The 25,666-nt window shown below is 63.7% G+C and carries 17 protein-coding genes; 10 read left to right on the top strand and 7 right to left on the bottom strand.

The window, feature by feature from the left end; translation table 11 throughout:
* Window positions 1-202: 202 nt before the first annotated feature.
* Window positions 203-1,006: an IclR family transcriptional regulator gene (locus EKE94_RS13975; RefSeq protein WP_127907227.1), complete on the top strand. Its 804-nt coding sequence runs from the start codon at window positions 203-205 to the stop codon at window positions 1,004-1,006.
* Between the two features lie 633 nt (window positions 1,007-1,639).
* Here EKE94_RS13975 and EKE94_RS13965 read toward each other — a convergent pair.
* Window positions 1,640-2,851: an MFS transporter gene (locus EKE94_RS13965; protein WP_127907226.1), complete on the bottom strand. Its 1,212-nt coding sequence runs from the start codon at window positions 2,849-2,851 to the stop codon at window positions 1,640-1,642.
* 56 nt (window positions 2,852-2,907) lie between these two features.
* On the opposite strand from EKE94_RS13965, the gene EKE94_RS13960 reads away from it, so the two are divergent.
* Complete coding sequence (locus EKE94_RS13960; RefSeq protein WP_127907225.1) at window positions 2,908-3,402, top strand: Lrp/AsnC family transcriptional regulator; 495 nt, start codon at window positions 2,908-2,910, stop codon at window positions 3,400-3,402.
* Window positions 3,403-5,165: 1,763 nt separating this feature from the next.
* Here EKE94_RS13960 and EKE94_RS13950 read toward each other — a convergent pair.
* A complete protein-coding gene (locus EKE94_RS13950; RefSeq protein ID WP_127907223.1) occupies window positions 5,166-6,545 on the bottom strand; it encodes a glycosyltransferase family 2 protein in 1,380 nt (459 codons plus the stop codon).
* Window positions 6,546-6,547: 2 nt separating this feature from the next.
* On the bottom strand, window positions 6,548-7,837 hold the full coding sequence (locus EKE94_RS13945) for a nucleotide sugar dehydrogenase (RefSeq protein ID WP_127907222.1): 1,290 nt from the start codon (window positions 7,835-7,837) through the stop codon (window positions 6,548-6,550).
* 335 nt (window positions 7,838-8,172) lie between these two features.
* On the opposite strand from EKE94_RS13945, the gene EKE94_RS13940 reads away from it, so the two are divergent.
* Both EKE94_RS13940 and EKE94_RS13935 read left to right on the top strand, forming a co-directional pair.
* A complete protein-coding gene (locus EKE94_RS13940) occupies window positions 8,173-8,574 on the top strand; it encodes a hypothetical protein (protein ID WP_164870943.1) in 402 nt (133 codons plus the stop codon).
* A gap of 34 nt (window positions 8,575-8,608) precedes the next feature.
* A complete protein-coding gene (locus tag EKE94_RS13935) occupies window positions 8,609-11,041 on the top strand; it encodes a M10 family metallopeptidase (RefSeq protein ID WP_127907220.1) in 2,433 nt (810 codons plus the stop codon).
* 178 nt (window positions 11,042-11,219) lie between these two features.
* Here EKE94_RS13935 and EKE94_RS13930 read toward each other — a convergent pair whose 3' ends face one another.
* Genes EKE94_RS13930 through EKE94_RS13920 form a run of 3 tightly spaced genes read right to left on the bottom strand, consistent with a single transcriptional unit; the run spans window position 11,220 to window position 13,904 of the window.
* On the bottom strand, window positions 11,220-12,368 hold the full coding sequence (locus EKE94_RS13930) for a glycosyltransferase family 2 protein (protein WP_127907219.1): 1,149 nt from the start codon (window positions 12,366-12,368) through the stop codon (window positions 11,220-11,222).
* Window positions 12,369-12,372: 4 nt separating this feature from the next.
* Window positions 12,373-13,365: a glycosyltransferase family 2 protein gene (locus EKE94_RS13925; protein WP_127907218.1), complete on the bottom strand. Its 993-nt coding sequence runs from the start codon at window positions 13,363-13,365 to the stop codon at window positions 12,373-12,375.
* Window positions 13,362-13,904: a hypothetical protein gene (locus tag EKE94_RS13920; RefSeq protein WP_127907217.1), complete on the bottom strand. Its 543-nt coding sequence runs from the start codon at window positions 13,902-13,904 to the stop codon at window positions 13,362-13,364. The genes EKE94_RS13925 and EKE94_RS13920 overlap by 4 nt, the downstream gene beginning before the upstream one ends.
* Window positions 13,905-14,124: 220 nt before the next feature.
* Here EKE94_RS13920 and EKE94_RS13915 point away from each other — a divergent pair, with 220 nt between their 5' ends.
* The 3 genes from EKE94_RS13915 to EKE94_RS13905 all read left to right on the top strand — a co-directional run bounded on the left by EKE94_RS13915 (window position 14,125) and on the right by EKE94_RS13905 (window position 18,807).
* A complete protein-coding gene (locus EKE94_RS13915) occupies window positions 14,125-15,138 on the top strand; it encodes a hypothetical protein (protein WP_127907216.1) in 1,014 nt (337 codons plus the stop codon).
* Window positions 15,139-15,141: 3 nt separating this feature from the next.
* Window positions 15,142-16,944: a glycosyltransferase family 2 protein gene (locus EKE94_RS13910; RefSeq protein ID WP_127907215.1), complete on the top strand. Its 1,803-nt coding sequence runs from the start codon at window positions 15,142-15,144 to the stop codon at window positions 16,942-16,944.
* 189 nt (window positions 16,945-17,133) lie between these two features.
* Window positions 17,134-18,807: a coiled-coil domain-containing protein gene (locus tag EKE94_RS13905; protein ID WP_127907214.1), complete on the top strand. Its 1,674-nt coding sequence runs from the start codon at window positions 17,134-17,136 to the stop codon at window positions 18,805-18,807.
* Window positions 18,808-19,113: 306 nt separating this feature from the next.
* Here the strand turns inward: EKE94_RS13905 and glf are convergent, their stop codons facing one another.
* Entirely contained in the window at window positions 19,114-20,250 is a 1,137-nt protein-coding gene (gene glf, locus EKE94_RS13900; RefSeq protein WP_127907213.1) for a UDP-galactopyranose mutase, read from the bottom strand.
* A 385-nt stretch (window positions 20,251-20,635) separates the two neighbouring features.
* Here glf and EKE94_RS13895 point away from each other — a divergent pair, with 385 nt between their 5' ends.
* From EKE94_RS13895 to EKE94_RS13885, 3 genes are all read left to right on the top strand, one after another.
* Window positions 20,636-21,727, top strand: coding sequence for a DUF2793 domain-containing protein (locus EKE94_RS13895; RefSeq protein ID WP_164870941.1), 1,092 nt, complete (start codon window positions 20,636-20,638; stop codon window positions 21,725-21,727).
* Between the two features lie 303 nt (window positions 21,728-22,030).
* Window positions 22,031-23,851 carry a glutamine--fructose-6-phosphate transaminase (isomerizing) gene (gene glmS / locus EKE94_RS13890; protein WP_127907211.1) on the top strand — a complete coding sequence of 607 codons (1,821 nt, stop codon included), beginning with the start codon at window positions 22,031-22,033 and terminating at the stop codon, window positions 23,849-23,851.
* A 291-nt stretch (window positions 23,852-24,142) separates the two neighbouring features.
* A complete protein-coding gene (locus EKE94_RS13885) occupies window positions 24,143-25,636 on the top strand; it encodes a hypothetical protein (protein ID WP_127907210.1) in 1,494 nt (497 codons plus the stop codon).
* Window positions 25,637-25,666 lie beyond the last annotated feature (30 nt).

Raw genomic sequence — 25,666 nt, 5'->3', positions numbered from 1 at the left:
GATCGATCGGTCGCGTTGGCTGGCGGTGCCTTTCATTTCACATTGCATGATACATACTGCACTGCAATATAAATCGCACTAAATTACTCGGGTTATCCTCCCCGGTGCCGTGCGTTGATCGTGCGGGGTGCCGAGACTACTGTCCGGCGAACGTCGGCGCGAATTGCCTTTTCCGACACCGACGGGGCCGAAAGGACAACCGATGCAGGATAGCCTGACCTCAGACAGCGGAACCGATGCCGGCGGCCATCGGAAGTCCGGTACGATCCAGTCGGTTTCCACCGCCGCGACCTTCCTGCGTGTCCTTGCCAATGCGTCCGGCCCCTTGCCGCTGGGCGTCATCGCCAAGCGGGCAGGGACCTCGGGCTCTATGGCGCACCGCTATCTCCAGAGCCTCGTGCGCGAGGAACTGGCGGTCCAGGACCCCGCCAGCGGGCACTACGACCTCGGCCCGCTGGCGCTTGGGGTCGGTGTGGCGGCGCTGGGACGGCTCGACCCGGTGGAGCTTGCTGCCGATGCGATGAAGGATTTCGCCGCGCGCACGGCCGCAAGCGCCGGGGTCGCCATCTGGACAGAGCGCGGGCCGACGCTGGTCCGCTGGTATCGCAGTGCGGTCTTCTCGATCAGTTCCCTTGGGCTGGGGGACGTGCTGCCCCTCGACAACACCGCCTGCGGCGTGATCTTCCAGGCCTACCTGCCGCAGGATCGCGTCGCCTCGGCGCGCGCGACGCAGCCCGAAACCTTCCGGGGCGCGCCGCCGACGCCGGACCGGCTGGCCGAGGTGCGGGCCTCGGGGTGGCTTGAACTCAAGGCGCACCTTCTGCCGCATGTCGCGGGGCAGGCGGTGCCGGTTTTCGATGCGCAGGGCGAGATCGCCTGCGTGATGACCACGGTCGCGAACCTGGGCGACGAGAATTCGTCCGAAATAGGACGAGAGCTGAACGAGGTGGCGATCACCCTGGGCAAGAGGACCGCCGGGCGAGTAGCGATCGACGATCATCGATGAGCCAGGCGATGACAGCTCTGTCTTGAGCCTGCATCGGTGGGTCGTGTCGTGGGCGAGGGGAACAGCGGCGGCCTCCCGGCCCTGCATCAGGATGCCGCGTGCCGAAGTGAATGTCGCGGTCGACCCCCGAAGCGCCAGCTCCATAGATGTCCAATTCGTCCCGCATACTGCGAGTTAAGGGAAGTCGCGTTCATACAATCGCGGCGAATGGCTGGTGCAGCGGGCCGAGATGCGGCATCGCATGAAGCCGGTCCCGGACCAGATCCAGAGCGTCGCTGCCGAGCAGAAGCTGCGGCGGGGGAGTGTCCGACAGGACGGGGCCGAGAACCGCTTAGGCCAGCATGCCCGGGCCGCCGAGCTGGCCGCCACGCATTTCCTGCCGCGCCCGGCGGATCGAGCAGACTGTCGTAGTCGCCGAAGGAGTGTTCGGTCCGCACCATGGATCGCCCTTCCCGGTCGGTGCGGAAGAAGCCGGGGCAGAGTGCTGTCACGTGACCCCCAAACGGTGCCATCCCGCTGCGCATGACCTGGGGGATACCCGCACCTGTAGACGTTTCAGAGGCCGGCCCACCCATGTGAAACGGAGGACCCGTTTCACCCGACTGTTTTGGAAAGCTGCGATCAATCAAGCCGCTACGACTTTTCTGATTTTTGACCCTGAGCTTTTGACCGGCTGTTCTCTACATATTCTGCGAGGACCGTGGCAGCCGCCGCCGCTGCGACAATGATCGCCGCAAACGTCACGACGGCCGGAAAGCCGGATTTCGTGTAGACATATCCCATGAGAACGGGGCCAATGAAGACTGCGGAATAGGTGACGCCGCTGTTGAGGCCCATGACCGCGCCCCGCGCGGATTGAGCCTGGCGGTTGAGTGAAACCACGAGAGCATTGAGCCCAAGCTGGTTTAAAAAGCCCCACGCCACCGCTGTCACGAACGCGATCGGTGGCATGGACAAGGCAAAGCGCCAGAGGGCATATACGCCCGCGATCGCAACGAGCACCGAGAGCAGATACCGGCGCGATATGCGTGGTGAGACGGCTCCAAGGCCGATCCCGGCGGACCCGAACCCGAGTCCGTAGGCTAGAACGAACAGACCGCTGCCCTGAGCCGACAAATCGAAGGCTTGGCGTACCCCCTCCCCGAAGAAAGCGAAGGTGCCGTAGAACGCCGTCATGTAGGCGAAGATGATCAAGAGCAGAAACGCGACTCCAGGCAAGCCGAGCGCCCGCCCGGGCGAGGATCTCTCTCCAGCTTCGATCTCCTCGCCACGCATGGCGAAGAAAAGGCCGCAGGACACGCAGGCGGACATCGTGGCCAAGAGGATATAGACCGTCCGCCATCCGGCATGCGCGGCGATGAAGGCTGCCGCTGGCACCGCCAGAACCAGGGACAGCGCCCAGCCGGTCAGGACGATGCCCAGCCGCGCCGCATCGCGCCCGGGTGGCGCCGTCGCTGCGGTGGTCGCGTAGGTTCCCGGAAGGAGAACTCCGACGGCAACTCCCGCACCGGCCTGCGAAAGGCAGAGCCAGACCCAGCTTTGGCTGACGCTGCTCAGCAACTGTGCGAGCGCGAGAAGCCCTGCCGCTCCGCCCAGCGTCCATCTTGGCGGCATGCGGTCGATGACCGGCGAGAGGAAGAACGACGAAAGGGCCGTCGCCCCGCCGAAAGCCGAAATGGCCCATGCGATGCGATACGGCTCGGTTTCCAGCCCCCGTCCGACCTCGGTCAGGATGGGGCTGAGAACGAAAGCATTCGAGCCGACGAGGACAACCGCGGCGAAGAGCATGCAGACCTGGTAAAACTGAACTTTCGACGCCTGTTCCGCAGATTTAAAGAATGTCATGAGGCGTATGTTCCCAAGGAGGGTATGCTTCTCAAGCACTATCAAGGCCATCTCTCATGAAAACGAAAGACGTTCGGAGAAATCCGTCGCACCCCTCCGGTCTCGATGAAAAAGACCGAACGATATTAAGACTGCTGGCCGAGCGGGCGGACCGTTCCTATGCCGAACTCTCCGAGATGGTCCATCTGTCTGCCCCGGTGGTTCACGAGCGGGTCAAGCGCCTGAAACGAGACGGAGTAATCCTGGGAACGGTCGCCAAGCTCGCCGGCGAGAAGATCGGCTGCCCTCTGCTCGCCTTCGTGCATGTGAAGACCGAAGGCTGGGGCATGACCGAACCGGTCCTTGCCCTGCGCGATCTGGCTGACGTCGAGGAGATCCACACCGCTGCCGGTGACACCTGCCTGATCCTGAAGGTCAGAACTTCCGGACCAGCCAGCCTAGAGGCGCTTCTGTCCTCTATTCTGGGGATCAAAGGCGTCCGGTCCACGCAGAGCTACGTTGTCCTTGGCAGCTACCTCGAACGCGGGCCGATGCCGGAAGGGGAAGGATGACCGTGAAGGGCTCGAAGCATGACTTCACGGTATTGCAGAGGCGTGTTTCGCACGGTGTACCCGACTACAGCAGATCTTATCGCGGGTCGCGGCGAACCCGTACTTCGCCCCGCACAGCCGACCTTGGGTCGTTGGAAATGCTGCGGCGGGGGGCGGAATGGCCGCTGCGGTGCCGTTCCGGCGGTCGCTTCGAACGGCCGGACTGGGCCGGAAGCGATGCCTTTCTACTCCAAGGCACCCTTTGCCGGGAAAATGCTGACCACAGACAAAGAGCGGTGGGGTTCACCCTACGAGGCCTTGCGGCCCCTCCGCGATCCGTTCTAGCTGCTCGGTGAGACAGTCCTGCTCGGGCGCCTTCCGTTACGGCATTAAGAGAAGGCGAGATCAACCAGGCCGAGCCGAGAGCCCGTGCGCTCGACCCGCAGGACTGAAACCAGTCTGGCCGGTGGGATCGTGATACATGAAGGATACAGGTCGGTCCATCGAAGGTCCTCGCCGTTACCTTTGGCCCTTGGGATCATGTCTGGCAGGGATCGCAGCGGTTTTTCTCGGGTTTTGGGGCGTGCGAGGCTATTGCAGGTCAACTTTTATCTCCGCTAACCCTTATTGTTCCGGGTCGGTGGAATACCTTTTCGTGGCGATGTGTCTCGCGGGCCTCGTCACCGCATCGATTTCACTACTTGTCCTCCTTTGGCGGATCTTGCGCTCACCGCGCTGACGCTTCCCGGTTCTTCAGTCCAAGCGAGGCCGCCGCCCCCTGCCTGGCGCGTGGGATTAGAACTGAGTGAGCCACCCGCCGTATTTCGGACACTGACATAAGCCACGAGTTGCAGTCTGCTGATCTTCGACGAGAAGGAGATCAGGGATGTCGAAACGGAAGCAGCACGCGCCTGGGTTCAAGTCCAAGGTCGCACTGGACGCTCTGAAAGGCGAGGGTTGGAGGGACCGTCGCGCCAGTGGCGCGGCGCAGGCCCGAACGACGCCGCGGAGCTGGCAAGCCGGTTCGGGGTGCCTCCGACGATCATCCATCAATGGAGTTGGGAGGATCAGGAAACGATCCAGTGAATCGTGTTCCCGACCAACGCCCTGCTTAAAGGCACATCCGGCGTGCTCGAGCGCGGGCGCCGCAAGCAGCCGGAGGTTGACGAGGGGCAGGTGAAGGAGTTCCGCGCCAAGACCGGATGAACTGGCGGGTGACCGTCACCGCTCCGAGAGACTCCGCCAATGCGGAGGCCAACTCTTTTCTGGCACGAAAGCTGAAGACCTGGTGCGGGAAGTGAGACGCGGCATGATCGAGCCTGACCATCCCGACCTATCCATCGGCCCGCAGTGCAAGCTGCTGTCGATCGCGCGCTCGTCCTTCTCCTACACCGCAAAGGGCGAGACCGCACAGGGGTGCGACATGGCGCATCGCCACCGCGTGTCGACTTCGGGTACTTCATGGCCACGGGCCCGGCATCTAATCGGGCAGCGGGGTCTTCGACCCGGGGGCTCTTCCCCAAGCAGCTTATGCCGCGTCACCTCCGACTCCGTCATGCGCCGAACTTGCCCTCGCGGCTAACGAACGCCCCTTCCGGAATGCCGTTTGCCATTGGCTTGAATTGGCACACCTCGTCGGGTCGCGCGCCCTCGACCGCATGGAGCGACCGTTTCCGACCGCGTGACGATGGTCTGCTGATCCGCGAAGGTTCGTTTGCGTCTGTGTCCGGCTCCAGTTCGGGCCGGGCTTCTATCGCGAGGGCGGGACGGGCCCCCGGGGCCTGTCACTGACCGCTACTTGCCGCCACGACATCTTCGTAAGGGACGTCGAAGGTGAAATCGCCTCGATAGCGGCGCGTCTCTTGGGGGAAGGGCAGGAAAAGGCGATCCGGGGGAAGGCGGTCATGGACCGCTGTCCAGCTGGCCTTGTAGGCGGCGCGGATATCGGACAGATGCCCCGAGGGGCGGACGCCCAGAATGGGATCGCGCGTCAGGCCCCTGTCGGTGGAGAGGCAGATCATGCCGATTTTCCGGAGTTTTCGCGTCTCTTTTCCCGTGACATGCTGGGCGCGCGAGATCATTTCGCTATCTGCGCCGACCCGCACCGTGTCCCAGTAGCCGAGCCTGTTTCGCAGAAACTCGGCCTGGAACAGGGCCGACACGGAGGAAATGCGGGTCACGCCGTCCGGGGAAAACGGATTGGCATTCACGATCGTGTCGAAGAAGCCATCGGGGCGCATGCGGATCATGTGGGTGACACTGGCCTGGTCGGCCTGCGCCCCGTCGGGCAGGACAACGCCGAGATGGTCCTCCAGCCGCTTGGGGTGCGCCCAGTCATCCGCATCATGGCAGGTGATCCAGTCCCCCCGCGCCATGCCAAGGGCGACGTTCCGTGCGACGTAGGGCCCCGCATTGACCGGAAGCCTGTGGACCCGCAGGCGAGGGTCCTTTTGCATTATCCGTCTCAGCAAATGAGGCGTGGAATCCGTGCTGCAGTCGTCGACGGCGATAATTTCCAGGTTTTTCCAGGTTTGATCGAGGATCGATTGGATCGCCTTCTCGACCGTCTCCTCGGCATTGTGGACGGGCATGATGATCGAAATCAGCGGCCCGTCCGTCACCGCCGGCAAAGGGGCTGTCGCCAGATCGTGGAAGAGATCCGTGTGCCCCGCATGCAGGGCGATGTCGCTTTGGCCGAACGCGTTCAGGAAGCCGTTGACGTGAGAGATCCAAGTTGCGCGGTCGTTTTCAACCTGCGCCTTGTTCGCCTCGAGGATGTGCAGGGTGTGGCGGTAGCGCTCTGCCAGAAAGCGGTCGGCCAGGGCCAGCGAAGTCTCACGCGCGCCGCGCAGGAAAACCTGATGCGCGGCGTTCAGGACATGCCCCGGGGCCGGGGCTGGAACGCTCCCGGTACGCGTCGTTTCGGCTTCGATCTGCGTCAGCGGATCGCGGTCGCCTGCGAGGCCGGGAAAGGCCAGCTGGTGGAACCGGGTCGAGAAGTCCGGCCCGGGATCGCGCCCGAGCCGGAAGCCATAGAGAAGATAGTGCTCTGCCGGGTCCATGCCGGCAAGGACGACGTCCGGATAGCGAGCCTGGTACCACTCGGGATCGAAGAAGGGGGAAGCCTTCAGGACCCTCAGGTCATCCTCGCAGACCCGCCACATGCCTAGAGCCGCAGGTCACTGTCCTGCACGTCGAACGCTGCCTTGAGGTCGAAGAGAACGCCGTTGTCCTTCAGGATCGACCGCAGCGCCGCCGGTCCGCCCGAAACGATGTCTTCGTGCGGCACGGCAAGGATGATGGCGTCGTAGTCGCCCTCGGTCGGCAGGGTCGTCGCGATCGACACGTTGTATTCTTCGTGCACTTCCTCGGGATTGGCCCAGGTGTCGACGAGATCGATGTTCATCCCGTAGCCCTTGGCGTGGGCCACCAGGTCGATGACCTTGGTGTTGCGGATATCCGGGCAGTTTTCCTTGAAGGTCACCCCGACGATCAGAACCTTGGCATTCTTGACCGGGATGTCCGACAGGATCATCTTCTTGGTCAGGCGCGTCACGGCGTTGCGCGCCATGCCGTCGTTGATCTCGCGTGCGGTCCTGATCACGTCGGGAATGTACCCCGCAGCGGTGGCTTTGTGCACCAGATAGTAAGGGTCCACACCGATGCAGTGACCACCGACGAGGCCGGGGCGCAGGCGGATGAAGTTCCACTTGGTCGCCGCGGCATCGATGACTTCGTTCGTGTCGATCCCGAGGTGGGAGAAGATGATCGAAAGCTCGTTGATCAGGGCGATGTTCACGTCACGCTGCGTGTTCTCGATGATCTTCGCGGCTTCGGCTACGCGGATCGACGTCGCCTTGTAGGTGCCCGCTTCGATGACGCTGTTATACAGATCGTCGACGAAATCGGCGACCTCGGGCTTGGAGCCCGACGTCACCTTCATGATCTTGGTAAGCGGCCGCTCCTTGTCGCCGGGGTTGATGCGTTCCGGGCTGTAGCCGGCGAAGAAGTCCTGGTTGAACGTCAGGCCGGACACGCTTTCAACGACGGGAAGGCAGTCTTCCTCGGTGGCACCGGGGTACACGGTCGATTCATACACGACCACGTCACCCTGCGAGATCGTGCGCCCGACCGTCGTCGAGGCCGAGATCAGAGGCGCCAGGTTGGGGCGGTGCGACACGTCGATGGGCGTCGGGACGGCAATGATGAACACGTTGCAGGATTTCAGGTCGTCCTCGTCGGAAGAGAACGTCAGCTTGTCGGCGGTGCGGAGCTCTTCGGCATCCACCTCTTCGGTGGAGTCCTCGCCGTTGCGCAGCTCGGCGATGCGCTCGGCTTTGAGGTCGAACCCGACGGTGGGGTACTTTCGCCCAAGCGCAACGGCCAGAGGCAGACCCACGTAACCGAGGCCGATGATGGCAATGCGCGCGTCTTTGAGGCTTAGGGAAAAGGTCATTATTGACATCCACAATCGAAATTTCGCCGAGGCCCGACTTCTCATGGCCGGTCTGTCTTGTCAATTTGAACCGGCGGAGCCTTGCGCGCCAGCAGGGGGCGAGGGGCCCCGCGCCGCCATCGGAAGTTCGCCTGACGGCAGTACCTGGATCGGGTGGGGCGGCCGCTAACGAAGACAGCTTAGAAAGCTTGGTTTGAAGGCGCAGGGTGGTGTACGCTCTTTCGAGTTTTCAGCGTGAAGGAATCGCTTGGGGTGAGGCGTCTGGTATGTGGACAAAGCTTGGGCACGGTGCGGGATTGTGGCGGTCGGCGGTTCTATCGGCTGGTTTGCTGCTGATGACCGCGCCTGCCGGTCAGGCCCGGTCGCCCGAGCGTCCGGTGATCCTGCTCAGCTGCCCTGAAGGCGAAGGCATGCAGGACCCCCTCTGCCAGGCGATGATCCAGGCCCTGGCTCGGACCGCGGTCGGGCCACATGTGATCCGCCGTGTGTCCCGTGGCGATGAAGTTCCCGGGCGCTCCACCGATATCGGCGTGGCGCTCTACGTTTCGCAAAGCGACGACAGCGGTCTGGCCGGCCACATCGAATGGCGGACCGAAGAGGGCGCCGTGCAGACCGGCTCCTCGGTCCAGGCTCCGTCGGGCGACGGCGCGGTGTCGGCCAAGACATTCGACGATTTCGCCTCCCTCCTGCTGAACGCAACGCCTGCTTTGATCAAGGCGCTTGCAGCTGCATCCTGATCCCCTTTTCCCATAAGGTTTCCAGAGTCTCGCCATGTGTACACTTTGCATCCAGACCGCCACGTTCGATCCGTCCAGGCACCTCGATGGGAACGGCGTCACCGATCCTGCCCTTGCGAACCTGTCGGAAGGCGCCGATGCCGCGGCCGACATCGGGACCGCCTATTCGATGCAGCCGGGCGATACGTTCAGCGGAGTGCTGGATGCCGCCGGGGATCGCGATTGGATCGGCGTCACCCTGGAGGCCGGCGAAAGCTATGGCATAGAGATCCTGGCCGATGGGTCCGGCGAGGGCACCTTGGATGATTCCTTCCTGCGGCTTTACGATGCCCGCGGCAACCTGCTGGTCGATGACGACGATGGCGGGCAGGGTCTCGATTCCGCCATTACCTTCACCCCGGTTTCGTCCGGCACCTATTATGTTGCCGTAGGCTCGTACAATGATGGCGGGAATGGCAGCTATTCGGTCAGCATCGAAACCAGCGAACGTGGTACGCCGGGCTCGTTGGACGATCTCGCCGATTTCCTGACCGAGGGCTATTGGGACGACGGCGTTGGCCGGAGGAGCTTCGACACCTCTGACAGCAACCAGATCACCGTCAATCTGTCAGCCCTCAGCTCGGACGCTCAGCAACTGGCGCGCTGGGCGCTTGAAGCCTGGGAACTGGTGGCGGATATCGATTTTGCGGAAACGGGGGGGCGGGCGCAGATCACCTTCGATGACAACCAGCAAGGCGCCTTTGCCGGAAGCTCGTTCAATACGAACGGCGTCATCCAGTCCTCCACCGTCAATATCGGCAGCGAATGGCTGACGGCCTACGGCACCACGATCGATACCTATTCCTTCGCGACCTATATCCACGAGATCGGTCATGCGCTGGGGCTGGGCCACCAGGGTGCCTATAACGGCAATGCCGTCTATGGTCGGGACGAGACTTTTGCCAATGACAGCTGGCAGGTGTCGGTCATGTCCTATTTCAGCCAGACCGACAACACCACGGTCAACGCCAGCTATGCCGCGGTGATCACCGCGATGATGGCCGACATCGTCGCGATCCAGGATCTTTACGGTGCCTCGACCGTCACCTCGGGCAACACCGTCTGGGGTGTGGGCAGCACGCTGCCCCAGGGCTACCTGACCGAGTACTTCGGCAGCCTGTCCGGCAGGCCCACCAACAGCTATGACGACGGCCCCGTCACCTTCACCATCTTCGACAATGGCGGCGTCGACACCGTGAACCTGAGCTTTTCGGACAGAGATGACCGGATCGACATGCGCGGCGCCACCTTCTCGGACGTGGCGGGGCTCGATGGCAACGTGGGCATCGCGCGGGGCACCGTGATCGAGCATCTGGTGGCCGGGTCCGGCAATGACGACATCACCGGCAATGATGCCGGAAACCGTATCGACACCGGCGCGGGTAACGATGTCGCCACCGGCGGTGCGGGCGAGGATACGCTTCTGGGCGGCACGGGCCAGGACATGCTGCGTGGCGGCTCGGCGTTCGACCTTCTGCGCGGCGGCGTCGGCAATGATACCCTGATCGGCGAGAACGGCCGTGACACGGTGCACGGCGAAGGGGGCGATGACGTCCTGCAGGACAACGGCCAGCGCGGGCCGCTGGGGCGCGACCTTTTCTTTGCCGGCTTCGGCGACGACACCGTTTTCGGCGGCGGCGCCAGCGACACGATCTTCGGCGGCAACGGCGATGACGTGCTTTACGGTGGGCTCGACAATGACGAGGTCTACGGCGGCAACAACTACGACTTCATCCTCGGCATGAACGGCGATGATACGCTGGTTGGCGAGAATGGCCGCGACACGGTCCGCGGCGGAAATGGCAACGACCTGTTGCAGGACAACGGCCAGGGCGGCTTTCACGGGGCCGACCTGTTCTTCGGCGACAATGGCAACGACACGATCTTCGGCGGCGGTGGCATGGATACCGTCATCGGCGCCAATGGCAGTGACTCGCTTTACGGCGGGCTCGACCGGGACGAGGTCTTCGGCGGCAGCCAGTATGATTTCCTGCATGGCGGTGCCGGGGACGACACCCTGCAGGGCGACAACGGGCGCGACACCGTGCGTGGCGGCAATGGCAACGACCTGATCCTCGACAATGTCCAGGGCGGCGTGAACGGGGCCGACATCTTCTTCGGTGAGGCGGGGAACGACACGTTCCGCATCGGCGGCGGCAACGACACCATCACCGGCGGGACGGGGTCGGATACCTTCGTCTTTGCGGCGGGCCACGGCAACGATGTCGTCACCGATTTCGATGCGCGCGACGGCAATGAAGTGATCGACCTGTCGGCGATCGGTGCGATCGGCAATATCGGCGACCTTCGCGGGGCCGCCAGCCAGATCGGCGATGACGTTCGGATCGATACCGGGGGCGGAAACTCCATCCTGCTGGAGAACGTCCTCTTCTCCGATCTCGACGCAGACGACTTCACCTTCGTCTGACCGGGCGAAAACCTAGTGGCAACGACCCGGCTCTGCAAAGAGCCGGGTCGTTTTCGTTTGGCGCGTGCGTCGCAGGCGGGACTCGAACCGCGCCATGAAGCGCTTGATGAGGCAATCCTGCGCGGGAGGGCAGCGAAGTCAGCGAGGTCAGCCTGTCGCCGACCCTGCCGGCACGGGCCTAGCCCGCGTCGGGGCCGCCACGCTGCTGCGTCCGGATCTCCCTGAAAAGCCGGGCGGCCTTGGTGCCGATCTGATGCTTGCGAAGCGCTTCGAGGCCCTCTGCCAGGATCTCCTGTTGGGTCTCCATCCTGTCCAGCCGGCGCCGCAGGTCTTCGCGATCCCATATGGCAAGCTGCTCGCCGACCTGTCCGGCGCGGAGCCTGTCGGCCTCGATCCACACCGGATCATGAGGGGGCCTGAAGCTGCGGACATCGGCCCAGACCTGATCCGGCACGCGTGCCAAAGCGTGGGTTGAGGCCTCTGCATAGGCCGGTCGCGCCGCGGGGGAGAGGCGCCCGCTGTGCCACGCCATGTTCTCCAGAAGCCACAGGCAGGCCTGGCGCTCGTACCGCATGTCATGCTTGGGCAAAGTGTGCAGGATCGTGTGAAAATGGTCGAAGAACGCGATGAGCTCGGTTCCGGTCGAGGCGAGGGTTTGCCCGGGGCGGTTGACCCTGTGAAAGCAGGTGAGCCTGTCGACGAACCCGATATGTTCGGCCGTGCAGCAGACGTCCCAGTGAAACGGATTGTCCTCGAAGAAGCGGTCGCCTTCCGGGAACCTCAGGTGATGTGCTTCGAGGAAGGAACGCCGGTAGAACTTGCGCCACGGCACCCCGATGAACCTGAGCGCCTGCAGTTTCGCATCATCCCCCGTCAGGTCACGGCGCAGTCCGGCCCAAAGCTGGTTGTCCGCAGGCGGGGCCGACACGCCATTGGCCGTGTCGAATGTCAGGTAGTTGGTGAGCAGGATGTCATGGTCATGCAGATCCCAGACGCTGCGCGCCGCCATGAATCCCGCGGGGTTTATCCAGTCGTCGCCGTCGACGAAGAACACCGCGTCGCCCTGCGCCGCCGAAAGCCCGATGTTGCCGGCGATGCCGACGCCGCCGACCGTGTTGACCCCGAGGAGAATGGGGTCGACCCGGACACCATCGCCAAAGCCCCCGGCGGCAGTGAAGGCGCCAAGAGCCTCGGCTGTGCCGTCGTCCGAGCCGTCGTCTACCAAGATGACCTCGTCGCCCGGCCGCGCGACGGCGGCGACGCTCTCCAGGCATTGGGACACGTAGTCGAGGACGTTGTAGGTGGTCACGATGAACGAGATTGCCATGGGCTCAGGCGACCTCCCGCATCAGGAAGTGGACGATTTCGTCGGCCGTGTCCGGTTGCCAGTCCGCGAAGCGAGAGAACTCTTCGGGGAGGAAGTCGAGATAGGCCCGGCAGGCCAGGTCCGCAAATCGGTGTTGCAGGTGATGATCCGCCTGACGGTAGTTCCACATGCAGACGTTGTGAACGAACGAGACGTAGCTTCGCATGAACAGCGCGCTGCGTGGGGTGGACCGGATATCCTGCGTGAGCCTGCCCAGCACATCGGCCAGGCACAGACGCTCTTCCCCCCGCAGGTTGGTCAGGTTGCGCTGGCCCGTGTCGACCTTGTGCACGGCGCCAACGTGCCTGAGCGCCAGAACCCGGGTCGCCCTGACGAAGCTTAGCCAGTGCAGGCGGATGTCATTGTGAACCCGGGTCTCCGAGCAGTCGATGTTCTCGCGGCGCAGATAGTCGGTCCGGTAGATCTTGTTCCAGGGATAGGCCACGATGGGGGAAAGCTGGGCCATCTGCTCATGCGTCAGAAGGCGCTCGTCCCGGTCCGCCAGAACATCGGACCACAGGCTCTCTTCGAACCGGAAAGATCCGTCGCGGCCCTCGGCTGCAAGGATCCGGGTGTCACTATGGCGGAAGATCGTGAAATCCGGCATCCCCTGGCCCAGGTGCCGGGCCCAGATCATCGGGAAGTCGTCCGTCAGGCAGTCGTCGGCATCGAAGAAAATGACGTTGTCGCACGTCACCGCCTCAAGCCCGCGATTGCGGGCATGGCCTGCGCCCCTCTGCGCGTCCGAGCGCAGGTAAAGCAGCCTGGCCCCAAGACGCATCTCGGAAACCCCGAGCCTTTCGGGGTCGCAGGCGGGGTCCGAGCCGTCATCGACGACGATGACCTCGGAAAAAACCCCCATCCGCTCGATCTGGCCAAGCAAGAGGCGCAGATCGTCCGGCAGGTTCCACACGGGGATCACGACGGAAAGGCCGTTCGCCCCTGGCTCAGTCGTCATACGACGAATGGTCGCAAGTCGAGAAGGTCGATGTCCACCGGGCCGGGGCGGAAGAACAGGATGAACTCGCGCCAGTCGGCCGTGCGCGGGATGTCGCCCGCGGTGTCGAGGTCGATGGCGTCGAGATGCGTGCTGGGCGTCGCGAAGGAGGCGATGGCCTTGGTGAAGAACGTATCCTGGAACTGCCCGTCGCGGCCCGACCTCAGGCAGGCGCGGGTGATCATCGCGGAGGGCGACTGGCTTCTTGCGACGAAACCGATGACCCCGGCATTGCCCAGATCACAGGCGCCCATGCGCAGATGCAGTGCCTGCCACCGGGGTGTTTCCGCGCCGGCCGGCTGCATCTTGAGCGAGATCAGATTTTCCCGACCCGACGTGTAATCGCCCGTCACGTTGGCCGCGGGGTCATTGGACAGGAAGATGTCGTCGTTGATCCCGGTGATCTCGCCCGAGATGGGGGCGCCACCCTCCTGCGCCCTCAGCTGTTGCAGCGCCTGGCGGATCTGGGCGTCCGCCCCTAGAAACAGACTGTTCGACATATCCCCGTCTCCCTGGTCCGGCCGGCCCGGACGCTCTGGCCTGGCTGGCCCGATACACTAACTTTCGCAGTTATGAAGCCCGCGCCCTGCGAGAACAACCCCGGACACCCTGTCGGACATGCGCCCAGTGGCCGACGTGCGCCTGCCGCGATTGTCTCGCTGTCGAAAATGTGCAACACGCCGGGACTCAGACGCTCGAATTGACGAAGATCCGGATCACATGACCAGAACGCTTTACCTGCACATCGGGACACACCGGACGGCCACCACCTCGATCCAGAGGTTCCTGCTGCGCAACTTCGATGCGCTGATCGCCGAAGGCTGTCTGCTGCCGTTCCGAAAGCCGCGCCATTTCGAGATGATCAATGCGATCTTTGCCGGCCAGCGGACCATCGCAGACGCCGCGGCTCGGATGAACGAACGCGCCGACAGCAAGGCCCCTGTCGACATCACCAAGCTTGTGGTCTCGGACGAAGACATCTGCATGCGCAAGGATCTCAGCCTTCTGGGCGAATTCCGCGAGCATTTCGACGTGAAAGTGATCTACTCGCTGCGCCGGCAGGACCTGTGGCTCGAAAGCTGGTATTTCCAGAACATCAAGTGGCAGTGGAACCCGGCTCTAAGCCACTGCACCTTCGACGAATTCCTCGCGCGTCGCGATCAGTTCCACTGGATTCACTACGACGGCTACGTGCGCCACCTCGAAGAGGTGTTCGGCGCGGAAAACGTCGCGATCAACGTCTTCGAGAAAGAGCAGATGCCCGATGGGCCCGTAGCCGCCTTCTGCGAGGCTGCCGGGCTTCAGGCGCTGCTCGGCAACGGGACCGAGCCGCACGTGAACTCTTCGATGTCCGCCGCAATGGCCGAGTTCGCCCGTCACCTGCCCATGGACGAGTTTCCGCCCGCGCAGCGAGAGTTGCTGCGCCGGGCCATGGAGGGGGTCGATCGCAACGTCTTCGGTCATACCGGCAAGCAGAGCGAACGGCTGATGCCCCCCGAGCTGCGCCAGGCCATTCTGTCCGATTACGAGGCTGGAAACCGCGCGCTCGCTCAACGCCGTTTCGGCCGCGAGGCGCTGTTCGAGCAGCCTCTGCCGGCCGCCGATGCGCCGCTGGCCCAGCTGGCGATACCCCAGGACAGCCAGGGCCTTATCGACCAGTTCGTCGCCCCCCTGCTGCGGCAGATGGTGGAAAAGGGCATGATCACTGCGCCCGCGGCCCCGAAGAAGGGCTAGACCATGTCCATTGCCGATGCGCCGCTGCAGTCGCTGATCTGGCCCGAGGCGGGCCTGAGCTCGGAACGCGATCTTTACGTCAAGCTCGAGGACGCGGCAGGGCTCTCGATGCCGGGGCAGGAGATCCGCTTCGGCCTCGGCGGGCTTGCCGATTTCGGGACGTCGATGAACCTGTTCAATATCGGCAAATGGCACAAGTACTGCGGGATCGAGGACCTGTCGCTCGAGCTTCTGGGCGAGGGCCAGTTCGAGCTGGTGGTGTTCCACGCCTTCCCCGAACATTCCTGGACCCGGCTCGTCAACGAGGTGATCACCCTCTCGGCCGATCGCGCCCAGAGGTTCGAGGTCGTGCGCCCGCGCGGGTCCGACGACCGCGGGGTCGTTTTCTTCCAGCTTCGCGCGCTCGGTCCCGGGGTGCTGCGGCAGGCCAACTGGCGCACGTCCCGGCCGCCGCGGCGCGATCCCCAGATCATGCTGTCGATCACCACCTTTCGGCGCGAGGCGGCCGTGCAGCAGACCGTGGCGCGGTTCGAAGCCTTCGTTGCCGCGTCGTCGGCGCGGGACAACCTTCACCTGACCGTGGTCGACAACGGACAGAGCGCCGGGATCGCGCCGTCGGCGCACGTAACCCCGATCCCGAACGAGAACCTCGGCGGGTCGGGTGGCTTCGCCCGTGGGCTTCTGGCAGCCGAGGAGCGCGGCGCCAGTCATTGCCTGTTCATGGATGACGACGCTGCGATCCACATGCAGGCGCTTGAACGCACCTGCATGTTCCTGGCTCATGCCATCGATGACTCCACGGCTGTCTGCGGCGGGCTGATCAACGCGCAACATCGTTGGCAGATCTGGGAAAATGGCGCGCGGTTCCACCGGGTCTGTCAGCCCGAATTCAAGGGGCTCGACCTGCGGGACCTTGATGCGGTCGCCGAGATGGAATTCGCCAGCACCGCCGACAAACCGGCCGATTACTACGGCGGCTGGTGGTATTTCGCCTTCCCGGTCGAGAAGGTCCGCCACATGCCGTTTCCGTTTTTCGTGCGCGGAGACGACCTCAGCTTTTCCTTCATGAACCGCTTCCGCACCGTTCCCCTGCCGGGCGTGGTCTGTTTTCAGGACGAAGACTTCTCGTCAAAGGAATCGCCGCAGACGCTGTATCTCGACCTGCGCGGCCACCTGGCGCATCACCTCGTCGCGCCGCAGCTCGAGATCGGTCGCAAGGGGGCGATGAAGATAGCCGCCTGGTTCTTTGTCAGGTCGTTCCTGTCCTGCCACTACGAGTCGCTCGAGGCGGTACATCTATCCTTGAAAGACGCCATCACCGGGCCGGAGTTCTTCCGCGAGAACGCCGACATGAGCCTGCGGCGGGGGCAGATCAAGGACCTGATGGATGCCGAGGTCTGGCGCCCGATCGAAGGCGGCCCGCCGCCCGAGAGGCACAGGTTCAACCCGCACCGGTTCCCTGACCGGGCGTTGATGAAACTGACGCTCAACGGTCATCTGCTGCCGTTCTTTGCGCGTTTCGGCAATCACATCGTGTTGCCCGCGGCGCAACGCGGCGGGCGGCGTGAGATCTGGGGTGCGGCGCAGATCACCTATGTCTCGGCCGACGGCAAATCTGCCTACACCGTGCGCCACGACAAGGCGCGGGCCTGGAGGCTGGTCTATGCCTATGCGAAGACCTCGCTGGCGCTTTGGCGTGACTACGACCAGATCAAGGATCGCTGGCGTCAGGGCTACGACGCGCTCACCACGCGCGGGTTCTGGCGCGGGAAACTCGGCTTGGCGACGCCTGACCGGGCCGCCTGACCTGTTGTGCAGCCACAGGCGCCCGGCCCAGCGGGCGACCGGCAAGGGGCGTCTGCGCCGGGTCCCTCCAACAGGAGCGGCACCTTGCGTGCCGTGACTAGACCCCATACTAAATTATCGGCGGCGCGGCCGCGGAGTTCTCGGGTAAGACAAATTTAACTTACTGAAATTGCAAAGAGAATATCATTCATGGCGGAGAGCGATATGAGTGTTGAGCGGCAAGGCAGATCCGATCTTTCGCGAACGGACGAGTTCTTCGTTCCATCCTCGATCGCGACGATGTTCTGGCGGCCCCGCTTCCTGGTCGACAGTCCCGCCATGCTGCATACGCCGTTCCTGTTCTGGCTGATCTCGGCAGAAGCGCCCCGTCGCCTGGCGGTCTGTGGCGCGCCTGATGGCGCTGTCTTTTTCGCACTGTGCCAAGCGCTTGATAAACAGAACATCATGGCCCAGTGCCAGTGGTTCGGGGGGTGGACAGACGGCGATGGTCGGAAACTTTTGCCCGAACCGCCAAAGCCTTTGCGCGATCATGCCGCGCTGATCTACGACGATATCGCCGAGCTGACCGCATCGGTTGCCCCAAAGGACGCCCTCGGAGCTCTGCGCCCGGGCAGCCTTGATCTGCTTTTCGTGGATCTTGCCGGGCAGCCGGAAATCGATGAGGAGGGCTGGCTGCAGTGTCTGAAGGACACGGGTCTTCTGCTCTTGCACGGCACGCGGGCATCGCAGGACGTGGCACGCGAGGATCTTGAAATCTTCCTGTCGGACAAGAACAAGATCGAATTCCAGATCGGTGACGGGTTGACGGTCGTCCTGAAGGAAAAGGGACGATCCGCGCGCCTGGAAACGCTGCTGCGCGTGTGCGCGGACGGGTATATTCCCGGGGATATCGCCCTATTCTTCACAAGGTTGGGGCAGGGCGTCCACTCCACCGCCAAAGAGGCGGCCGTTTCCGCCGAGCTTGCCAAGGCGCGCAGCGCCTTGAAAGCGGCGTCGGCCAAACATGACGAAGCGGTCAGTGAACTCGAGCCGTTGCGCAAGCTGGTCGATGAACGCGGCCGCAAGCTGTCCGAACTTCATACCGCCCTCTACGAGACCGAGCAGAGGCGCGTGCAGGCCGAAGACCGGGCGCAAGCGGAGGAAGCTGAGGCGCAGAGGTCCGAAGAGCTGGCTGCGCTGACGCGTCAGCTGTCCGACCTTGAGGCCGCACATGCCGAGGAGCTATTTCGTGCAAGCGCGGCTCAAGACCTGAGGTTCGAGGAGATTGCGGAACTGACGCGTCAGCTTTCGAGCGTTCGGGACGATAAAACTGCCCTCGAGGCCGCACATGCCGCTGAGCTGTCTCGTGCAAACGCGGCTCAAGACCTGAGGTTCGAGGAGATCGCGGAGCTGACGCGTCAGCTTTCTAGCGTTCAAGCTGAGAAAGAGGCGCTCGAGGCCACACAGGCCGAAGGTCTGGCGCGCGCGGAAGCGGCCGAGGCCCGCAGGCTTGATGAGGGTGAAGAGCTGAGGCGTCAGCTTTCGAGCGTTCAGGCCGAGAAAGAAGCGCTCGAGGCCGCATATGCCGAGTTCCGGTCCCGGGCGGAAGCGGCACGAACCCGGAGGTTCGAAGAGCTCGCCGAGCTGACGCGACAGGCGGAAGCGATGCGGGCAAAGGTCGGAGAGAAGGACGCAGAGATCGCATCCATCAAGGCGGAGCAGGGGGCTTTCTGGCAGAAAATCGAAAGCGCTCAATCCCTTCACGATGAGCTTGCGCAGCTCCGAGAGGAAAACAAGGCGTTGAAAGAGGGCAATGAAGCGTTGCTCAACAGCACGTCCTGGCGCGTCACCTCGCCGCTGCGCGCGCTTCGGCGGGGGTTCTAGGGCGATCGGCGGGCCGGTCCGGCCCCTGGGGGGTGTTGCCCAAGCCTTGCCGGCCAAGCCCCGGACGCCGGGGGAGCAGCGCGTCGTGACCTTTGGGGTGCAAGATCGGTATCCCGGCGGGGCCGCCCCCGGGCCCGCACAATAAGCCCCCGCGGCATCGGGCACGGACGCTTGATATGGCGCTGCTCAGGGCAGTGCCCACAACTCAAGCCGGAGACCCCGTGGCTTTCGCGTTGAGCCATGCGCTCGCCGCCGCCGCCCAGCGTCACGCTGCGGGGCGGGACCCGCGTCGCGGCTTATGTCCCCTCAGAGCGGGGCCTTCACGAAGGCCGGCGTCGCCTGACCCTGCGCCAGAAAGGCCGCGGCGGTGTCCAGCGCCTCGCGGATGGTGACATCCATGTCGAGGTACCGATAGGTGCCCAGGCGCCCAACGAAGGTCACGCCCTCTTCCTGTTCTGCCAGCGCCACGTAGTCGGCAAGCAGGGCCTTCTCCTTCACCTGGCGGATCGGGTAGTAGGGGATGTCCTGCGGCTCGCAGGCGCGCGAGAATTCGCGGTAAAGCACCGAGCCCTCGTGGCTTTCCCACGGGCTGAAATGCTTGTGTTCGGTGATGCGGGTATAGGGCACGTCCTCTTCGCCGTAGTTCATCACCGCGCAGCCCTGGTAATCGCCATCGTAGCTGAAGCGTTCGAAATCCAGGGTGCGATAGCCCAGGCGGCCCAGGTCGTAATCGAACCAGCCATCGAGAGGGCCCGAGTAGAAGACGTGATCCCACTGATCCTTCTGGGCGCGCTCGAAGCTGGTTTCCAGATGAACGGTGATCTTCGGATGATCGAGGATGCGCTCGACCATCGCGGTGTAGCCGTTCTCAGGCATGCCCTGGAAGGCGTGGAAGAAGTAATTGTCGTCGTAGTTGAACCTCACCGGCAGGCGTTTCAGGATCGCGGCCGGCAGGTCCGAGGGCTGCACGCCCCATTGCTTGATCGTGTAGCCTTTGAAGAAGGCCTCGTAGAGGTCCGGCCCAACGAAGCGAAGCGCCTGTTCCTCGAAGGACTGGGGGTCTTCGATCGAGGTATCCGCAACCTCGGCGATGAAGTCGCGCGCCTCGTCCGGACGGAGGGTCTTGCCGTAGAACTGGTTGATGGTGTGCAGGTTGATCGGAAGCGAGAAGACCTGCCCCTTCGAGGTGGTCTTCACCCGGTTCTTGTAGGGCTGGAAGGTCTCGAAGGCGTTGACGTAGTCCCAGACCTCGGCATCGTCGGTGTGGAAGATATGCGGGCCATAGACATGCACCATGACGCCGGTTTCGGCATCCCGCGTGGTGTGGCAGTTGCCGGCCACATGCGGGCGGGCATCGACGATGGTGATGTCGTGACCTGCCTCGGCCAGTTTCCGCCCGATCACCGCGCCGGACAATCCGGCCCCGACCATGAGAAGTTTCATCTCTGAAATCCCTGCCCCAAATTTATCGCGGCGATTTTGGCATGCGAGGGGTGGGATGGCAATGTCGGGGCCAGGGCTGCCTGCCGCGCGGTAGGCGCGGAAACGCGCAGGTACGACCCCCTTTGCGTCCGGCCACCGAGGCGCGCACACATCTCTCTGCCCGAAGCCGGCTTGGCTGGGGCGGGGCAGGGAGGCGGCTGGCGCCGTATGTCTAACCCGGTCCACGGCGGCGATGATCCGGCAGTCCGGCATGCGGTGGGACAGCGATCTGAGGGGCGGGCCCGCGCCGGCAGTGCCAGGATTAACAGGTGGTAAAGCACGGTGGGCTCACTCTTGGTCAGGTCTCGCGGCGTATCACCGGGCCGGGACAGACCCGGAGGATGTCATGACCGATCATACTGCCCGGCTTGGATTGCCGGTGATACTGCCGTCACAGGCGCAAAAGCACGTCACCCACAACGAAGCCCTGCAGATGCTGGATACGATCGCCCAGCTTGTTCTGACGAGGGTGAACAGCGAAACGCCGCCCGAGCAGCCCGCAAGCGGCGAGATCCACGCACTGGGCCCGGCGCCCACCGGCGCATGGGCCGGGCATTCGGGCAGCCTTGCGCAATGGGACGGCGCGGGCTGGATCTTCATCGTCCCGGCCGAGGGGTGGCGGGCATGGGACCTGACGGCAGGGGCGCCCGTGGTCTTCCGGGGGGGGGCATGGGGGGCGATGCCTCTGGACCTCGACAACCTTCCAGGTGTCGGGGTCGGGGCGGCGGCGGATGCGGCCAATCGGCTGGCGGTGTCGTCCGACGCGGTGCTGCTCAGCCATGCCGGGGGCGGACATCAGCTCAAGATCAACAAGGCCGGCGCCGGAGAAACCGGATCGCTGCTTTATCAGTCGAACTGGACCGGTCACGCCGAGATGGGTCTGACCGGCGACAACGACTTCCACCTCAAGGTCAGCCCCGACGGCATGACCTGGTCCGAGGCGCTGCGGGCGGATCGGGAGAGTGGCGCGCTGTCGGTCCTGTCAGGGCTGCGGATCGGGGAGGAGCTGGCCTATCACCGGGGGAATGTTACGGGCGCGGTGTCACAAGCCGGGGGCATGCCGACCGGAGCCGTCATTCAACGGTCTGAGACTGCGGACGGAAGCTTCGTGCGTTTCGCCGACGGGACGCAGATCTGCACTGTCATTCTTGACGGTGCGACCGGTGGAAGCGCCAGCACCGCCATCGACTCGCCTTCCGGCGCCCTCTACACCAGTCCGGGCTACCTGACATGGACGTATCCGGCTGCGTTCGTGGGGACGGCGAACCAGGATGTGAACGTGCATGGCGACATTCGCCGGGGTGAGGCCCTGGCTGCGGGCATCACGATCTACACCTGCGGGACGGCGGCGGTGAACTTTGTTCCCTGGTCGTCGGAAATCCTGTCCGAGGACGACAAGAAGCGGTTCGTCCTGACCGCCGTCGGGCGTTGGTTCTGACAGAGAAGGGGCCGGTCCGACACACGCGCGCACCGACGCCGAGATGAGCACATGCGCCCGGGCGAAGACGCGCGCCCGGGCCATATTTCAAAGTATGTCATTTTCGCTCAGCGACTGGCGGAAACGCGCCCAGAGGATCGGCGTCCCCCGGGGTAAAGCCGCACGAGAACAATTGCTTTTCCACATAGGGTTTGCGACTTGGATGCGCGCCGTGTCATCCGGTGGGCAGCATAATACGTGGTCGACGGTATCTTCGTGCCCCGATGACGCGGGCAATTCTATTGTAGAAGCAGGATTTGAAGCATGTGCGGAATTGTCGGTGTCCTTGGAAACCACCAGGTCTCTCCCATCCTGGTGGAAGGGCTGAGACGGCTGGAATACCGGGGCTACGACAGCGCCGGGATCGCCACGGTCAACGCCGGCAAGCTGGAACGCCGTCGCGCGCTCGGCAAGCTCGTCAATCTTTCCGACGCGCTTGTGCATGAGCCCCTGGCCGGCACCTCGGGCATCGGCCACACCCGCTGGGCCACCCATGGCGCCGCCAATACCGCCAACGCCCACCCGCACCAGCGTGGACGCGTGGCCGTCGTGCACAACGGCATCATCGAGAATTACCGCGAGCTGCGCAGCCGACTGGACGCGCATGGCATCACCCCGGAAACCGATACCGACACCGAGACCGTCGCCATGCTGTGCGACTGGTATCTGAACCAGGGGCTGCCACCGATCGATGCGGCCAAGGCCACGATCTCGGATCTCGAAGGGGCCTACGCGCTGTGTTTCCTGTTCGAAGGCGAGGATGATCTGATCGTCGCCGCCCGCAAGGGCAGCCCGCTGGCCGTCGGCTGGGGCGAGGGCGAGATGTTCGTGGGCTCCGACGCGCTGGCGCTGGCGCCGATGACCAGCGAAATCACCTATCTGGAAGAGGGCGACATCGCCATCGTCACCCGCGCGGGCGCCGCGTTCCTGGATGACACCCAGCAGCCCGTGACCCGGACCCGCAAGACGGTCAACCTCGGGGCGACGGCCACGGACAAGGCCGGGCACCGGCACTTCATGTCGAAGGAGATCGCCGAGCAGCCCGATGTTCTGGCGAATGCGCTGAAATACTACACCACCGACCGCGAAGGCCGGCATCTGCTGGAAACCGGCGTCGACTTCTCGCAGTTCGACCGCATCGTCATGGTGGCCTGCGGTACCGCGTCGCTGGCCTGCTTCGTGTCGAAATACTGGTTCGAGCAGATCGCCCGGATACCGGTGGAAATCGACATTGCCTCGGAGTTCCGCTACCGCGAACCGCCGCTGAACGACCGCACGCTGACCCTGTTCGTCAGCCAGTCGGGCGAAACGGCCGATACGCTGGCCGCGCTGCGCTATTGCACCGGCCAAGCGGGCAAGGTGGTGTCGATCGTGAACGCCATGGAAAGCTCGATCGCGCGGGAAAGCGACCTGGCGCTGCCGATCCTGGCCGGGCCGGAGATCGGTGTCGCCTCGACCAAGGCTTTCACCTGCCAACTGGCCGTGCTGGCGTCCCTGTCGCTTCAGGCGGCCCGCCAGCGCGGGCTTCTCGACGAGGCCGGCGACCGGGAGCTGACCGATCAGCTGCGCCGCGTGCCCGGTCAGGTGACCGAGGCGCTGGCCATTGCTCCGCAGGTCCAGGCGGTCAGCGCCCAGCTGGCGCGCTACGAAGATGTTCTGTTCCTCGGTCGCGGCGCGCTTTACCCGCTGGCTCTGGAAGGTGCGCTCAAGCTTAAGGAGATCTCGTACATCCACGCCGAAGGCTATGCGTCGGGCGAGCTCAAGCACGGGCCCATTGCACTGATCGACGAAGAGATGCCGGTGGTGGTTCTGACGCCGCATGACGCGATGTTCGACAAGACCGTGTCGAACATGCAGGAGGTCATGGCCCGCGGCGGCAAGATCGTGATGGTCTCCGACGCCCGCGGCCTGAAGGACGGCGGCGACGGTGTCTGGCAGATGATCGAGATGCCGAAGATCGATGGCCCCTTCGCCGCCATTGCCTACGCGGTGCCGATCCAGCAGCTGGCCTATTTCACCGCCGTGGAAAAAGGCACCGACGTGGACCAGCCGCGCAACCTGGCGAAATCGGTGACGGTCGAGTAAGGGCGCCACTGGTCCGCTGCGGTCATCCAGATAGGCGCGTCGGCATCGGCCGGGCCGGAACGGGACTGGTTCGGGTTCAGCTGCGTGCCTCGACCCGCATGATCGTTGGATAAAAATTGAGGCATCTGGACGCGGTCATGGCCGGACCGCGTCCGCTTTCGACGTCAAACGCTGGTACCGTCGAGAAGACCGCGTAAAACTGTTCACGCCACGGTTGACAGCGGTGCCGGGTTTCCGGATTGTCAAAAATCGTATGCGATACCCAAGCTGTTGCGAACCGAGGACGGCCGTTTGTACGATCGACGTAAAGTAATCTTTCATATCGGGCAAACCAAGGCCGGCAGCACATCGATACAGAATTACCTCGACTCGCAGAGAGAGGCGCTCCTTGAAAAAGGGGTGCTGTTTCCGTCCTCGGTTTTCCTGCGCCAGAACGCCTACGACAACACGCGAACGCCCGGCCATCTTAAACTCGTGCTCGATCTCCGTGCCAAAACAATGGCGGACTTGGAGCAAGAAATTGGAGAATACCCGGGCCACACGGTTCTTTTAAGCGTCGAGAATATATTCTCGGATCAGCCTGACAGCACTCTGCGCCTGATCGGGGAGTATTTCAAGGATTGGGATCTGACACTACTGGCTGTTCTGCGACCGCAATACGATTGGCTGCGGTCCAGATATGTGGAAAATGTCATGAGCGGCTTTTCCGGCCGCCCAATGCCGTTCTCGAAGTTTGTTGAGGATAATTTCGAGCGCGGTGTTCTGAATTATGAAACCCGCCTGCAACGATTGGCGTGCCTTCTGCGCGCTCGTGAAAGTCGGGCCGTGGTTTACGGCGCGACGGAGGGTGGTATCGTGCCTGCCTTCCTGAAGGCCGCCAACCTTCCGATGACAGCCGAAGAAGATGCATCGAGCATAAAGTCCAATCAGCGCGAGAAACAGGCGTTCTTGATCGAGGCCAAGCGGCGTCTCAACATGATCGTTTCGATCCTGCCCAAGGAGGACCGACTGGAGTTTGAGCATCTCTTGCGGGAAACCGCCAAGGCCCGGGTTTCCGCCGGTGACGCGCCGGGCAGCGTCGGGACATTTCCGATCCCGCTTAGCACGGCACAGCGCGCAGAGATCTGGAACGGCAACCGTCTTCTTGAGAAATCCGGCACGCTCGATGCCCCGCTGCCGCTTGGCGATGACTGTGAGGCGCAAGCGGTGTCTGCCGACGTGGCAAGCGCAACTCGTGACTTGTTCTGGACGGGTATGGAGCTGGCCTCGGAGATTGCCCGCAGGGCGGAGAAACCCGGGAATCTTTCAGACAGTCCCCTGAGCCTCACGCCCGCGGATTTGTCGGCCCTTGGCGACATCATGGCCAGATGCCCCGTCTCGGTACATATGGACGCACCGCAAACCGCGCTGCTGGCCGCGGCGGAGCCCGGGAGGCTTGTCAGGCTCGTTCTGCCTGTGGGCGCGAAATCATATGAGAAAACCGCAAAATTCGACGCCCTGCCACTGCCCAGCCCCCTGATCGCGCTGTCCGAAAAGCGGGCCGTGCGGAATAGCCTGCAAGACCTTCTGTGCAGGAACGCCATCCCCAGACCCGACCTGCTGGTCGTCCAGTCGCAGATCTGCGATGATTTTCTCTTGGATGCGCTGCGCGACATCGCCCCGTCGGTGATCGTCGTGATCGGTGCAACCGAGTGGTCGCGTGACATTGCCTTGCCCAAGGATGTCGAGGTCCGCGTCACCGACACCTGCACCATTCTTGAGCGTGGCGGCCCCTCGCAGGCCTAGTCAAAACCCGCGCCGATCGCCCCCCGACCG

Source organism: Mesobaculum littorinae (assembly GCF_004011175.1).
Lineage (GTDB): Bacteria > Pseudomonadota > Alphaproteobacteria > Rhodobacterales > Rhodobacteraceae > Tranquillimonas > Tranquillimonas littorinae.
This window is presented reverse-complemented; position numbering and strand designations above follow the sequence as displayed.

Coding starts and splice junctions, on each gene's coding strand:
- EKE94_RS13950 (WP_127907223.1), bottom strand. CDS start 6,545: ATGTGGCGGGTCTGCGAGGATGACCTGAGGGTCCTGAAGGCTTCCCCC.
- EKE94_RS13965 (WP_127907226.1), bottom strand. CDS start 2,851: ATGACATTCTTTAAATCTGCGGAACAGGCGTCGAAAGTTCAGTTTTAC.
- EKE94_RS13940 (WP_164870943.1), top strand. CDS start 8,173: ATGACCGCGCCTGCCGGTCAGGCCCGGTCGCCCGAGCGTCCGGTGATC.
- EKE94_RS13915 (WP_127907216.1), top strand. CDS start 14,125: ATGACCAGAACGCTTTACCTGCACATCGGGACACACCGGACGGCCACC.
- EKE94_RS13905 (WP_127907214.1), top strand. CDS start 17,134: ATGGCGGAGAGCGATATGAGTGTTGAGCGGCAAGGCAGATCCGATCTT.
- EKE94_RS13925 (WP_127907218.1), bottom strand. CDS start 13,365: ATGACGACTGAGCCAGGGGCGAACGGCCTTTCCGTCGTGATCCCCGTG.
- glf (WP_127907213.1), bottom strand. CDS start 20,250: ATGAAACTTCTCATGGTCGGGGCCGGATTGTCCGGCGCGGTGATCGGG.
- EKE94_RS13945 (WP_127907222.1), bottom strand. CDS start 7,837: ATGACCTTTTCCCTAAGCCTCAAAGACGCGCGCATTGCCATCATCGGC.
- EKE94_RS13930 (WP_127907219.1), bottom strand. CDS start 12,368: ATGGCAATCTCGTTCATCGTGACCACCTACAACGTCCTCGACTACGTG.
- EKE94_RS13910 (WP_127907215.1), top strand. CDS start 15,142: ATGTCCATTGCCGATGCGCCGCTGCAGTCGCTGATCTGGCCCGAGGCG.
- EKE94_RS13975 (WP_127907227.1), top strand. CDS start 203: ATGCAGGATAGCCTGACCTCAGACAGCGGAACCGATGCCGGCGGCCAT.
- EKE94_RS13935 (WP_127907220.1), top strand. CDS start 8,609: ATGTGTACACTTTGCATCCAGACCGCCACGTTCGATCCGTCCAGGCAC.
- glmS (WP_127907211.1), top strand. CDS start 22,031: ATGTGCGGAATTGTCGGTGTCCTTGGAAACCACCAGGTCTCTCCCATC.
- EKE94_RS13895 (WP_164870941.1), top strand. CDS start 20,636: ATGACCGATCATACTGCCCGGCTTGGATTGCCGGTGATACTGCCGTCA.
- EKE94_RS13920 (WP_127907217.1), bottom strand. CDS start 13,904: ATGTCGAACAGTCTGTTTCTAGGGGCGGACGCCCAGATCCGCCAGGCG.
- EKE94_RS13960 (WP_127907225.1), top strand. CDS start 2,908: ATGAAAACGAAAGACGTTCGGAGAAATCCGTCGCACCCCTCCGGTCTC.